Annotated in this window: 6 protein-coding genes; 5 read left to right on the forward strand and 1 reads right to left on the reverse strand. The window is 56.0% G+C overall.

The genetic code is table 11. The annotated features are described in order from the left end of the window. Nucleotides 1-130: 130 nt before the first annotated feature. The 4 genes from LT40_RS20980 to LT40_RS17750 all read left to right on the forward strand — a co-directional run bounded on the left by LT40_RS20980 (nt 131) and on the right by LT40_RS17750 (nt 11,453). Entirely contained in the window at nt 131-2,854 is a 2,724-nt protein-coding gene (locus LT40_RS20980) for an autotransporter outer membrane beta-barrel domain-containing protein (RefSeq protein ID WP_084139841.1), read from the forward strand. Nucleotides 2,855-3,008: 154 nt separating this feature from the next. After that, a complete protein-coding gene (locus LT40_RS17735) occupies nt 3,009-5,216 on the forward strand; it encodes an autotransporter outer membrane beta-barrel domain-containing protein (RefSeq protein ID WP_052393460.1) in 2,208 nt (735 codons plus the stop codon). 1,392 nt (nt 5,217-6,608) lie between these two features. Beyond that, nucleotides 6,609-9,413, forward strand: a complete 2,805-nt coding sequence (locus tag LT40_RS17745) for an RCC1 domain-containing protein (RefSeq protein ID WP_148308577.1) — start codon at nt 6,609-6,611, stop codon at nt 9,411-9,413. A 57-nt stretch (nt 9,414-9,470) separates the two neighbouring features. Beyond that, nucleotides 9,471-11,453, forward strand: a complete 1,983-nt coding sequence (locus tag LT40_RS17750; protein ID WP_052393461.1) for an RCC1 domain-containing protein — start codon at nt 9,471-9,473, stop codon at nt 11,451-11,453. A 78-nt stretch (nt 11,454-11,531) separates the two neighbouring features. Here the strand turns inward: LT40_RS17750 and LT40_RS17755 are convergent, their stop codons facing one another. Continuing rightward, nucleotides 11,532-13,811 carry an RCC1 domain-containing protein gene (locus LT40_RS17755; RefSeq protein ID WP_148308578.1) on the reverse strand — a complete coding sequence of 760 codons (2,280 nt, stop codon included), beginning with the start codon at nt 13,809-13,811 and terminating at the stop codon, nt 11,532-11,534. A 582-nt stretch (nt 13,812-14,393) separates the two neighbouring features. Here LT40_RS17755 and LT40_RS17760 point away from each other — a divergent pair. Next, a complete protein-coding gene (locus tag LT40_RS17760; protein ID WP_158497452.1) occupies nt 14,394-14,600 on the forward strand; it encodes a DUF3077 domain-containing protein in 207 nt (68 codons plus the stop codon). Nucleotides 14,601-14,782: the final 182 nt, after the last annotated feature.

The following is a 14,782-nucleotide window of genomic DNA, read 5'->3' on the forward strand; positions in this document are numbered from 1 at the left end:
CGACCAAAGGAAATCAGTGAAAATAACGTTTCAGATAGGTATTTAATAAATAAAAACTTACAGCAATTCACAACTATGATGATCAGGAAAGTTTTCAGTCACATCATCATTTGTCATAGGGAACTTGACCATGACTTACGTACGCCGGCCTTTAACACCCTTGCCGATGGTCATGCTCGGACTCATGTTGTCCCCGCTGGTCAGCGCCGCGGTAGTGGTAGGTCCCGCCACTGCTACCGTGAACCCTGGTGACACCGCCGAGCCGTGGCAGATTTCCCAGGGCGGGACGCTGACGGTCAACCCTGCGGGGCAAACGTTGCAGATCTATGCAAGCGATTCCATTGTGAATCTAAACGATGCCTCGGTCACTTCGGTGTCAGATCGAGCATTGGAACTCAGTGGTTCGAGCGCGACGGCGACCGTGAGTGGCAGCACACTGGTGACGGTTGGGGGAACCACCGTGACCGTGGGCCGGGGATCCTTCGCTTCGTTCAGCGATAGCCAGGTGAGCGGAGTGGGCCGCGGGCTCAACGTTCTGAACGAAGGGCAACTGAGCGTGCGCAATACCCTGGTAAACGTAACGGGGGATGGCAGTACCACGCCTTTGGGCGGGGGAGCTGGGCTGGTGATGCTGTCGGGCGAAACCATGCTAAGCGAGGGGAGCATCATCGTCGGTGCCAACAATGGTGCGGCCTTCAGCAACGACTTGCCCAGCCTCGGAGAATCGGCCTTGCGCTCTACATTGATGGTCGACGCTTCCACTGTACAGGGCGTAGCGGGCAGCGGTCTGGTGGTTTTTCCCCTGCGCAACGCATCGCCCCTGGCCGATGTCACTTTGCGCAACGGCTCCCTGCTGACCGGTGGCAATGGTGTGGCTGTGGACCTGTTCGCAGGCTCTGCCGCGTTGCTCAGCGTCGATGCCAGCGATATTCGGGGCGCATTGAACACCGGAATTGACTCGGAGCTGAACATCGACCTGGCCAATGGCAGCACGCTCAACGGTGCCGGTAACGTCAACAATCAAGCCTTCATGGCGTTGAATGTGGATGCCAGCGTGATGACTGGGGACATCAATGTGCGTGACGGCGGCGATGCTGTGGTCGCCTTTCGCAATGGTGCGCGGCTGACTGGGTCCGTTCAGGCGACCACCCCTGTGGGCACCAGCGTGTTGTTGGATAACAGCCAGATGGATGGCAACTTGACTGCCACCGGCATGGACACTGACCTCACGCTGCAGAACGCTGCCGTACTGACCGGCTTCGTGCAGGGGGCCAACCAGATGAGCCTTAGCTCGGGCTCGGTGTGGAACATGACCCAGGATTCGCGTGTCGGGGCGCTGACCGTAGCCTCTAGCCGGGTGAACCTCAATGGTGCCGCTGGTGCATTCCGCACCTTGACCATGGACAGCCTGACAGGCGCCGGGACCTTCGCCCTGAACACCGACATTGCCAACCTGCAGGGCGATAGACTGGTGGTAACCGGGGCCGCCGCGGGCAACCACACCCTCGAAGTCGCCAGCACCGGCATGGAGCCAAAAGTCGGCGACTCGGGGCTGACAGTGGTGAACACCGGGGGCGGCTCTGCAGCGTTTGCACTGGCCGGTGGCCAAGTCGATGCGGGCACTTATGTGTATGACCTGGCCAAACAGAGCAACGACTGGGTGTTGGTGCAGCGTGAACCTGGCACCGTGGACCCTGGTACGCCTGTCGATCCGGGTACGCCAGTTGATCCAGGCATACCGATAGATCCTGGCACACCGGTTGATCCAGGCACGCCGGTTGATCCAGGCACACCGGTGGATCCTGGTACGCCGGTTGACCCAGGCACACCGGTGGATCCTGGTACGCCGGTTGACCCAGGCACACCGGTGGATCCTGGTACGCCAGTTGACCCAGGCACGCCGGTCGATCCCGGGAATCCTGGTGGCGGTGGTCCAGAGGTCACGCCCAGTGCCCGCGCGGTACTGGGGTTGTTCAGCGCCGCCCCTACCGTCTGGTACGGAGAAACCACCACCCTGCGCAGCCGCATGGGCGAGCTGCGCTTGGGACGCGGTGCTAGCGGCCCTTGGGTACGTGCGTTCGGCGGGCAATACAACCTGTCAGCGGGCGCTGGTGTTGCCTACCGGCAACAGCAGTCGGGTATCAGCTTCGGGATCGATGCACCGCTGCCAACTGCCGATGGTCGATGGATGATAGGCGTCATGGGCGGCTACAGCCGCGCTAATCTGGACCTGAAAGCGGGCACCGATGGTCATGTCGACAGCTATTACGCTGGTCTTTACAGTACCTGGCTGAATGAGTCGGGCTATTACATCGACGCACTGATCAAAGCCAACCGCTTTCAGAATCGCTCCGATGTGCTGATGAGCGACGGGCGGCGGGCCGGCGGTGACTATGACAACTACGGCGTGGGCGGATCGGTCGAGGTGGGCAAACATATCAAGCTGCCGTCAAATTGGTTCGTCGAGCCTTTTGCCCAAGTGTCCGCCCTGTGGGTGCAAGGTGAAAAATACGGGCTCGACAACGGCATGCAGGCGCGCAGCAACCATGCCAATTCGCTAATAGGCAAAATCGGCACTCACTTGGGTCGCAGGATCGAATTGCCCGATGGCGGGATATTGCAGCCCTATCTGAAAGTGGCTGCAGCTCAGGAGTTTGCCAAGGCGAACAAGGTCAGGATCAATGACACCTACTCGTTCAACAATGATTTGTCGGGCGGAAGGGTCGAAGTCGGTGCAGGCGTTATCGCGCAACTTTCAGAGGCTATCCAACTGCATGGTGACGTTGACTACGGCAACGGCAGGAATATGGAACAGCCGTGGGGCGTGAGTCTTGGAGTACGTTATGCGTGGTGAATCCTGTGGCATCTCCTGACACCCATTTAAGGACAGCACTCACAGCACTGTAGGACTTATCCTACACATTAACTGCGTATCCGCTTCTTACAATGCAGGCAAACCCAAAGGGCTTTGAATCCCTGAATTTTCCCGCCTTTTAGAGAAGCTTGATATGAACCGTAGTTTGTTGCGTGACAGCAGCCTGTTGCTGCTGTCGGTCGCACTGTTGATGCCCGATGTCGCACCTGCGGCCTGGCAAGAGCTTACTGGTCCGGATGCCATCGCCACCGTTCGCCCTGGCGATAGCGTCCACTCGTGGAGGCTCACCGCCGGGGCGACCTTGAACGCCGAGCCCGGTGCCACCCTGACGCAAATCGAGAGCTATAAATCCACGGTCAACCTGAACGGCGCTTCGTTGGCTGGGCCAGACCACACCGTATATCTGGACAACTCCACTGCCACCATCCGAAACACCACCCTCAAAAGCGCTGACTCCGCTCTGAACGTTGTCAAAAACAGCACGGCTTCTGTCCATGACAGTACCCTTGAAGGTGTGGGGCGGGGAGTCAATGTCGCTGCAGGCGCTCAGGCGCTGCTGGTCAACACTCGGGTTCATGGGGTCAGCGACGATGTCTCGGGTAGCATGGCCGGAGGGTCGGGCCTGGCGCTGGTCAATGGCTACGTTACCGTCACGCAGAACAGCCACGTGGTCGGCGACCACCATGGTGCGGTCATCAGTGCCGATCGCTTCAATGGCGATGCCGGCCTGAACAACAGCCTGGTAGTGGACAACGCTCATGTTCAAGGCATGACTGGCAGCGCCATCATGGTGTCCACCTTTACCGCCCATCGCCCAACCACAGCCACTATCAGTCTGCGTAACGGCGCTGTACTGACGGGCGGCAATGGCATGATCCTCGAAGTCGACAAGGGCGCCACGGTACATTTCTCGGCATCCGACAGTCGCTTGACCGGCGATGTTGTCGTCGCTTCCGGTTCCAAGACCGACGTCGTACTGCGTGATAACAGCAGCCTGACCGGCGGGGTCAGCGGTGTGCGAGTTATGACCATGGATCATGCCATCTGGAGCATGACGCAAAACTCAACCCTCCAGCAGTTGGACATGAACGAAGGGCGAATCAACCTGGGAGGCAGCAATGGCCATTTCAACCAGCTAAGGGTGGACAGTCTGCGCGGCAACGGTACGTTCGGCTTGGGCACAGACCTGGCCACCGGCCTGAGTGACAAGCTGATCGTCACAGGCACCGCCAGTGGCAAGCACCACTTGGCCATACACAACACCGGCAAAGACGTCATTCAAGACCAATCCCCCGTTGCGGTCGTCCAGACCGGAGGCGGCGATGCACAGTTCGGCTTGATCGGCGGCCAAGTGGACCTGGGCACCTTCGTCTACGACCTGCAGAAACAAGGCAATGACTGGTTTCTGCTGCAACGTCCCGGCGAGGTCGTCACGCCGGGTACTCGATCGGTGCTCGGTTTGTTCAGCGCTGCACCTACCGTGTGGTATGGCGAATCCTCGACGCTGCGCTCGCGCATGGGCGAACTGCGCATGGGCAACGGCGAAAGTGGCGTGTGGAGCCGTACTTACGGCAACCGCTACAACCTGTCCGCCGGCGGCGGTGTTGGCTACCAGCAGCGCCAGCAAGGCCTGAGCGTGGGTGCCGATGGTGCGTTGCCCGTCAGCAACGGCAAGATGCTTTTAGGCGTGATGGGCGGCTATAGCCGTTCCGACCTTGATCTAGCCGGCGGTACCACGGGCAGCGTCGACAGCTACTACGTCGGCCTGTACGGCACTTGGCTGGCCGATGAGGGTTACTACGTCGATGCCTTGATGAAGCTCAACCGCTTCCAGAGCAAATCCGAGGTGCGCATGAGCGACGGCCAGCGTTCCCGTGGCAATTACAACAACCAGGGTGCGGGCGTTTCCGTGGAAGCAGGCAAGCGCGTCGATCTGGACAATGGCGTGTTCGTGACCCCTTTCGCGCAGTTTTCGATGCTCCAGGTACAGGGTGAGCAGTACGAGCTGGACAACGGCATGCAGGCGCGCAGCAACAAGGCCGATTCACTGCTGGGCAAGGTCGGCACGCACATAGGTCAGACGCGGAAGATGGCCAACCATGGCCATTTCGACTACTACGGCAAAGTCGCCATCGCCCAGGAATTTGCCAACAACAACACGGTGAAGGTCAATGGCAATCGTTTCACCAACGACTTGTCCGGCACCCGTGCAGAATTGGGCGTGGGTGCTGCGGTGCAGGTGTCGGATCGACTGCAATTGCATGCGGACTTCGACTATGTCAAAGGCCAGAACCTGGAACAGCCCTGGGGTATTAGCCTTGGCGCCCGTTATAGTTTCTAAGGATGACCTGAACAGAGTGTAGAGTCGACCGGGCAGGGGTGAGTGGTCATTGCTACTTACCCCCAAGCCGGAGGCCAGGCAAAAATACAATTGACGCCCGATGTGTATAAGAATTGATATAAGGCTTGCACTCAAAAAATATTATTCATTATTTAGCTGTCGTCAATACTACATCTTTGGCTGCTCCAATAAGCGCCTGAGTTTTCGACCGGTCGATTCCCCATTCATCCTTTACGGTCATAACAGTCGCTCTCGACCTGAACCTAACAAGAGCCCTGCCATGGCCACTCTTACAATACCCTGCGCCTGTTGCTGCTGCAGATCAGCCAAAGTCAGCCCGCCACGCCCACATCGTTCGGCGCTGCGGCCTACCACCGCCTTGGCCGCCGAGGCCCTGCGCCAGGAGCACCTGGACAGTGGCGTGCTCACCTTATATCCGGTGCCATCCGTCTTTCCCCAGGAGGGCTGGATCACTCTGCATTATCACCACAGCGTTCCGCTTTCCAGCACGTTTAACGTTTCCGAAAGCGTCGGCCCCTTTCTGGTCAAGCAAACCGTACCGGGCCATCCCGATCCGGCCCCGTTCACTGCCTACGCCAACGAACGACTGACGGCCATCACCGGTATTCCAGACCCCCGTGTCGCCTGGTCAGGCAGTGACGGTGACCCTCCCGCGTTACGTGAACAGTCGCGAACACGACAAGATGATTCTGTATTGGGCCGATAAGAAAATTGTCTGAATCATCATCGCCGACGAAGCTTCGAATCCCGATATACCACTGGCTGTCATCGTACAGGCCAGCATCATTGACAGCACTCCGGGCGTTGGCTTGATCGTACGCTACGACACTTACAATACGGTGATGAACTGGTCGTTGTACAGCGAGGCAAGGAGCTATTCGCTGAGATCAAGCAGCGAGTCAGCGAGTTGCCGAGCTATGGCTAAGGTCGTGTTTAAGGTTTGTTGCGTCGCAAACGCGAAATCCAGTTGCTGCTACTGATCAGCGTTAAACGGGTCTATCACGTTATGCGCGATCACAACTTGCTGTTGGAGAAATGAATCAAGCAGCCGAGCATCACAACCAGCAGCACCCACGCCGCGCTTTGAAAAATCGGTCGCCGAGAGAGTTTAGGTGCTTGGCGGCGGCATCAGTCTGATGGCGAGTTGGTGTCTGGTGTGGTAGGGGCAAGCCCACTCAAAACTTAGTTTCCGTAAAAGAAAAAACACATCAAGTCATTTTGAATAATAATATTCACTTGCTAGCGAGTAGAGAGATTACGCTCTTATAGCTTTAACTAAAAGACCAAATTTTCGACTGGTTTTTTCTCCGACCCATCCTACGCTGATGGCTACCACCATTTATTGCTCACGCCTGCAAAGAGGCAACTATCATGACGGATCTAAAGAATTATGTGTGCTCATTGCAACTACAAATTGCGCGGCAGCAGGCGGCACGAGCCTTAGAACTTCCAGATCAGCCTACAAGGCATCCAGGCGCCCCTACGCTGCCCGCCCCGCATGTGCCGGCCATATTAGTCCACGGCGGGCTTAACAAAAGTGATTTACATGACCCTTTGAACTCCGTCGCGGTACAGGTGGTGCTGCAACTCTCCATGCTTAAAGATGATAATCTCTACCTCTACATGAATGACCGAGCCATCGCCGCGTACACCTTGCGGGAAGATGATATAACGAATGGGCTGGTCACTTTTTATGTGCTGCCTGCTGAGTTTCCCTTCGAGGGGGAGGTCATTCTGCACTATCACCACTTAGTGCCGCCTTCTAGTGCCTTCAGCACATCTCGTGATGTAGGACCTTTTCCCGTCAAGCAGACCGTACCCGGTAACCCGGATACCGATCCTTCGACCCCCTATGTCAATGAGCGGTTGAGATTACCAAGCGGCATACCTAGCAATCCCACGCCAAACAACGATCTTCTAGTCACTATTCCGCGCTACGACAATCTCTGCAAAGGCGACATCGTGACGCTGTACTGGGCAGGTGTCCCGATCAAGATAACCGTCAGCGCTGACCAAGCCAGTAATCCGGACATTCCAATCACCATTGTGGTGCCCGCCTCAATCATTGCCGATAACCCAGGAAGCAAGCTTACGGTTCGTTACGACGTACGTGACATCGTTAACAATTGGTCACTGTATAGCCTCGCCGTCCAGGTGACAGTGACGCGGCCTGGCGTTTTTCCACCACCGTTGGTAGACCAGGCACCGAATTACATTTTGGATGTCGATGTGCTCAACGGGGAGGATGTCCGGATCATGGTGCTGGTACATCCTCACTTCCCAATCGCCAACACGCCATTGACCGTAATCTGGCGCGGCAGCCCGGTGATAGGACCGGCTATGGAGGTTCGGCTTGATACCCATACAACTAACCCCTATTCACCCGTTACTGTGTTGCTACCCCATCGTCAAGCTGCTGCACTGGCGGGTAGTACGGCCCAGGTACTGTATGAGGCGTATGTTGATGACAGCGGTAACCCAGGCATGGAGCTACGTCAGTCAGACGTGCTGACACTGACGGTGATTGGCACCCCTCCAAGACTGGCTAAGCCACATGTAGTTGGAGTATCCGGGACGGTACTGGACCCGGACAAAATCACTGGGGATTATCAGGAAGTGATCGTGCCCGCGTACGACTTCATGGATATAGGTGATGAGATTACAGTGCACTGGGAAGGGGTCACTGCCAGCGGCAACACGGTATATGAAGCGCAGCAAATTTTCATCAGTCAGCCGTCACAGATAGGCAAGCCACACAGCGTCTCGTTCGAGAAACGCTTAGCTACGCTTCTGAGGGAAGGCAACTTGGAGGTTTCCTATAGCGTCAAGGTAAATGGGCAGTCCTATCTTTCAGAGCCAGTGCTCCTGCAGGTTGGTCAAACGACGGTATCCACATTGACCGTCATAGGCTCCCGCTCACAAACAGGCCCTTTCTATCATGCCAATACGTGCCGTCTGCAGGCGGCAAGTCCAGATCCCCAAGCCACCTTCGAGTGGCATTACCAAGGGTTTGACGAGAGCTCTACAGACGCATTCTTTTTAGATACGTATCCAGAACTGCCGTTGCTGGTGCGGTCGATCAAAACGGGCGGTGCTATCGAAACCCTTACGCTACGCCCGGTCAATGCAACCGGAAATGCCAGTTTTTCCGCCTATCGAAGCGGATGCATCGTCAAGGATGAAGGCACTCTTTTCGGCTGGGGTGCGGGCGCCATTGCCCCACCTGCCAACTTGGCAGGTATACGCTGTGTGGTTGCAAACAGCCAGGCTTATGCGGGCCTGCATACTGATGGAAGCGTTACGTGCTGGGGCAACTTGCACAATGGTGGCAGCGCACCGGCGGGTCTTCGGGACGTGGCTCAAGTTGCAGCAGCCAGCTCCGCATTTGCCGCGCTGCATCAGAATGGATCAGTAACGACATGGGGAAATGCCTTGCATGGAGGCACCGTTCCTCCCGTGATTGCGCCGCAGCTATTTGACATTGTGCAAATCGTTGGAGCTGATAGCGCCTTTGCCGCGCTGCGCAATGACGGTGAAGTCTTTTGCTGGGGAGGGGATCAATGGCCCTACGGTATGCATGTGATTGCTGCGCGCGGCAGCGAGCGATTGAGTGCTAGCAACAACGCCTTCGCCGCTGTGACCTCGCAGAGCAGCGTGGTGGCTTGGGGCCTTGAGTCTGACGGTGGGCGTATACCAGCCGAACTAGTGAGCCAACTCACTGGAGTGATCAGCCTTGCATCCACCAGTGCGGCTTTTGCCGCGCTGACGGCCACCGGTCGGGTACTTGTGTGGGGCGACACCCGCTTTGGCGGTCAGTTACCTGCGCCTGTAACCAACATTTTGTACGTGACAGGAAGCACTACAGCGTTCGCCGCCATCACTCTGAACAACTCCGTAGTGGCTTGGGGCGAGCCCAACGAAGGTGGCACACCCCCACCAAACCTGCAGGCTGTTTCCCTGACGGCGGGCTACGGCTCCTTCGCCGCCTGCCGACCGGATGGCTCGGTGGTGTCATGGGGCGTAACAACGGGCCAATACTCCGCTAACGACGCTCGAGCTGTCTACGCCGTTGGCGCAAATTTCCTGGTGCTAACAGCAGACCGGAAAGTCGTAAGTTGGGGAAGTGACAACCTCGACTTGCAGTCACTGGCAGGCCAGATCACACAAACGATCTAAACCTCTTTTTCAAGGGGCCTGTACCGCTATCTAACTGATAAATTTGGAGTGTCCGAGATGAACAATAGTTTGGATGTCAATGCCGCACCCGTCGCCGAAGACGTCATTATTTTGGGCGAACCCATAGTCGGTGGCACCTTGATCGGCAGCTACAAGTACCGAAACGCTTCCGAAAATCCGGAGGGCAACTCGCATTATCAATGGCTGGTTGACGGTGCGGTAGCGGCGATTACCCTGGACTTGCTTGTGACCAGTGCTTATCAGGGCAAGTCCATCGTCTTCACCGTGACTCCAGAAGCCGTCTCCGGTGAAATTGGCGCGACGGTGGCTTCTGCAGCCAAGTTGGTGATTGCCGGTTTCCAGAACATCACCGATGAAGAGAACGAAAACAGCTTCATGAAGCAACACGGTAACTTCTCCTTCTACAGACCCGAACCGTCGGACAGAATATTCGTCTCCACCGGTGGTGCTTTTTCCTTGATCGATGGTCCGACACAAAGCGTTCATGTTCGCGGCCAGAATGACTACGGGGCAGTGGTTCCCGAATCCATCAAGAGTTACCTCATCAATAATCCGGCGACGGTCCTGTTTTCTACCGAGCGCGATTTCGCAGCCCTGGTGCCACTGGGTAGACAGAATCAGCTTCTGGCGTGGGGTATCGATATCCCGGCCAACGCCGATCTCTCCAAGTTGCGTAACATCCGCTCGGTGTCTGCCAACGGGAATGCCTTTGCCTTCATCTACAACGCGCTCACATCGGAGAACCGATGGCTTGGCGCCATTGGTCATGTGTCCAATGGTGGGGTAGTGCCAGATAGCGTTCATCTGCGTTTGGTGACAGACCCGCCCGTGGCAATCTACTCAGCATTCCAGGCCTTCGCAGTACTCACGACGGCTGGAAAAGTCTACGCCTGGGGCAATGCTGCAGATGGCGGCACTATCAGCGCGAGCGCTCAAGCGCTTCTGGATCGTATGGTGGTGAAAAGAATCATCGCGAACATGAGCGCGTTCTGTGCCATTGGCGCCGACGGTGAGATCGTTACATGGGGCAATGTCGGCAATGGCGGCGTCATTCCGGCTGACCGCCTGGAGACCATCCTAGATCAGGGCGGTGTGAAATCCGTCATTGCTGCCAGGGCTGCGTTCTGCGCGATCACCAAGGGGCGGGCGAAAGCCGTGAGTTGGGGCGACGCTGAGCTGGGTGGCAATATGAACGCCAGCGCAGCGGGGCTGGCGACTCGTGGAAACATCGTATTGTGCAAAGCCGCCACCTGGGCGTTCACGATGATCAACGCTTCCGGACAAGCCGAAGCCTGGGGGGTTGCCAACTCCGGTGGAACCATACCCACCAACAAGGCCTCGGACTCTCACGTTGTGGATGTGGCTGCAACGTTTTGTCCCTCTGTCAAGGACAGCATCGAGTCGTACTTCCAGTCGGCGATCATTAACAGCATTGCAGGCGCTGTTGACGATAACCAGTTGCAGGAAAAAGCCGATGCTTTCTCGGATGAGCTCAAAACCGTGTCTTCACGCATCGTAATCGGTGATGGTGTGGTGACCGCCTACGGCAATGACTCCAGCTTCTTCATGATGGCCCAGGACGAAGACGGATACACCAACGACTTATGGGTCTGGGGGCAGGCCAACGGCGGTGGGGCGATGGGCAACGACATTCGTCAATCGTTGATGGCAAGCCGGATTCGGTCGGTGTACTGCACCAACGGCGCTTATGGGGTCATCGTTGCGCAGGGCAATGTAGAAGGCGCCGTTCTCGTTTGGGGCGCTACCTTGGCACAACTCGATGCAGGGGAGATCCCGAAGGTGCCGCCTGAAATCGCGCAGTTCCTTCGCAGCGGTATCATTGAGATGTACTCCATTAAAAGGTCGCCTCCGGTGCGGCCTACTCCGGTCCGAGTGGATCCGTCATTTGCGGCTCGTCATATCAGCGGGGCCTACGTATTGTGGGGTGGGAACGTCGACAACCATGTCTTTACCCCGCCACCGGTCACGCCTTTCCAGCCCGTAACGTCTGCTGAATAGCGCCACCATGACCATCGGCATCGCTAGGTCCACGACCCATCTAAAAAATCCTCCCTTGCGGGGGGATTTTTTTAGATACTAAGGCAGTAATTTTACGGGTGGCACTGCACCGCCCCAAAACACCATTGCCTCCCCTTTGCATCGGGATGCGAAGCCTGAAACGGTAACAGGCGCCGCCGACCCAGGAATGCTGTTTATAGGGTAGATTTCGAAGACATCTTTCTCCAGATCCGGCAATACGGCGGCCGGAATACTACCGCCATCGTTCGAAGCAGACCCCCATGTGACTACACAGCCTGACGACTCACCCTGAGTCAGCAACGCGGCGAACGCGCCATTGGACGAACACACTTGCTCAATCACACCTGCCATGAGAATTTGCTTGGTAGGGTTTGGTAGCGTCACGTAGGTCGGGTGCCCCCAGCACAAAATGTTGCGGGTACGACCGTCCGGATACTGACTCAGGATGCAAAAGCCGCCGTCGTTTGCGTAGATACGGATAGTGCCTGTTGTGGACGTGAAAACCGAAAAGCTTTGTTCGACGCTTGCGATACCCTGGCGGGGGGCATTACCGCTGTCAAAGAGACGGCTGATCTCTGACTGCACATCATCGGTGACTTCGGCAGCCGTCTCTTCCTCGCTTTGGGCACCATAAATACCAGAGTTTGCGGAAACCGGTACGGTTGTACCTCCGTAGCTGGCATTCCCCCAAGCCTCGGCCTGGCCGCTTCGGTCAATAATGCAGAAGGCAAAGCTGGCTGCCTTGCAAAGTACAATACCGCCTCTGGCAGCGAGACTCGACGCTGCGGCTGTCATCGTCCCGCCATGCGCAGCAACACCCCAGCTTATGGCTTTCTGTCGGCCTTTGGTGATCGCACAAAAAGCTTGGTGGCTAGCTACAATGGTCTGGACCCCTCCATCATCAAGAATAGCCTCCAAACTCAAAGCGGGGATGGAGCCGCCAAATGAAGGTTCTCCCCATGTAACCAATTCTCCTGATTTTCCCACGGCACAAAAAGCTCTCGTATTGGCGAAAATTTTGCTGACCTCGATAGTGGCCAGTAATGCTTGAGCATTGGCGTCTATAACGCCTCCATAGCTGGCCAGTCCCCAAGCAAAAACGTGACCTTGCTCCGTGAGCACTGCAAACGCCGCGTCCGTCGCATAGATAGCCTTTGGCGATTTGCTCGACAAGCTTAAATGCAGCGCATCGGGAATCGTTCCGCCGTTGCCCGGATGACCGGCTGCACCAATTTTAAATCCAGATTCCAGCGGCATATCATAGATGAATGCAAATGCATACCGATTGGCATAAACCGCACGGATATCAGTCAGTGGATAAGCAATTGAGGCGGGCACATTACTTCCCCATAGCAATAACCGCGTATGGTCGTGAACAGAGGCCAGCACAGCAAAATCAGTTCCCGTTGTGAACACCTTGGTGGTCCCATTACATCTTAAATAGTTAGCAAAATACGCAGGAGGCGTTCCCCCGTGCGAGGCCTTCCCTCCCACCAACAATCTATTTTTCTGTGCAAGCCAGCAATAGGCGCCCTCCGTCACCGACAAGATTCGATCGACTGGCGAGGGGGAGTGGACCGAATACTGACCGAACTGCCTAGCGTAGCTGTTTATGTTCTCTTCTTCTGAAATATTCTGGAAAGCGTTCTCGACCATGTACGATTCCGTGGTCACTTCCACACCTGTTGACGCGTCAGTCATTGTGCATCTAACCATTTGTCCGACAGCAGTATCGTGGAGTCTGAAATACTCACCGCTGGCCACCCACTGGTCATCAAGGTACCAGTTGAATTCAAACTCATCAGGCATTGCATCGCAGGCCTCGATCTTAAGAACTCCCGGACATCTTGCCTCACCGAGGATGTTGATTTTCATTGCAGACGCGGTACGGGTGGATGTCTCACTTTCAGAGGGTGTCAAATCGCCAGGAGATAGGACATCGCCATGCTCTTCAACAGCTAGGCGCTCATGACTTTCCTGAGCAGTGGGTTTGTCGATATAGATATTAAAACTCACAGTGGAAATTGGTGTGCTCATATCAAACTCCAGTGATTTTATTACGCGACCTGTTGGCAGTACCCAGCGGAAGCCAAGTGCCATGGTGAAGCATAGGCTAATTTTCCGGTAGCGCAGGTGGTCAATTAAGTTTCTAGTGGGCACTTTGTGACGTCGATCGAAGGTCTGCTGATTTATTTTTTTCATTGGAAAAGCGCGTGAATAGTATTTTACGGTAACATTCACTGTCTTGAGTAATGCTCGCCTGATTTTGAGTCTTAAAACTGTGATTCCAGCAAGGTCGCCGGCGACGCTAAATATGAAGTCTACGATGGCGAACAAAATTTTTCGCTGCTCACTTCATGGGGATTACAATTTTCGTCCAGGTGTAGAATTTATTTATCCATCTGAAGCTTTTATTACGGAAGTTAGGCTCTGGGCTCTGTGCGAAATCCCAAAAACCTAGTCGGCGCCCTTGAGAGTTGAAGTTTTGTAGAGCTTCCAGCCATCTACGGAAAGCAATCCTGTGATGGTAAGGCGTTTCACGAGCTCTTGGATTTCGACTGGGCTGTGGTTGCTGAACTTTTCATCGAGCCCACGGCCGGGGGCGGTCCCGCCTGAGCGATCACCTAATGCTGATGGCGTGCGCTGGGCGCTCTTTTCAGCTGCTGCGTAGTGAGATATGCCGGAACGCTTCGGTCAGTGGTACCAAAGGTTGCGCGGCTGGCGAAACCAAGAGCTATTCGATCAGATGCTCAAACGCTTGTACCTGAGATTGAATGCGTAAGGCTTGATCGATGTGCAAACCTGGATGACCGTCGTAACGCGAGAAAAAGGACCGCTCGTGGTTCCCATTGATATTGAGAAGAAAATCGAGCATTGAGGAAATCATTCGAACACTGCAGTGTGCCCGTAGGGAACTATTTGTCGGATAGACCTGCGCTGTTCAGCGTGAATGCCGGTATTGCGCTGCAGGATGCACTGGCGCACCTCGGGGTGTTGCTGGAGTGCGCTCAGCTGACGGCGAATGAGTTGTACGATGCGCCGGATCGAAGCTTGCTGGGTGTGACGTTGCATTGCATCGAGCATGCGCAGGCGGTGGTGGCTTCGTTGCGGGTGCCGCAGGCTTGATGCAGGTTCCTGTGGGAAGCTTGTCTGGAATTTATATGGACAGGGTCGGCCTCTTCGCGGGCAGAGCCCGCTCCCACATGGGGGAGTAGGCTGGTTCGCTGTGGCTCGACAGTGCCGCAGGCTGCTACCTTTGCCCCGGTGTTGGGCAGTGGCCAATTACGCTATAATCCCCGCCTTTCGCC

The sequence above is a fragment of the Pseudomonas rhizosphaerae genome, from assembly GCF_000761155.1.
GTDB lineage: Bacteria > Pseudomonadota > Gammaproteobacteria > Pseudomonadales > Pseudomonadaceae > Aquipseudomonas > Aquipseudomonas rhizosphaerae.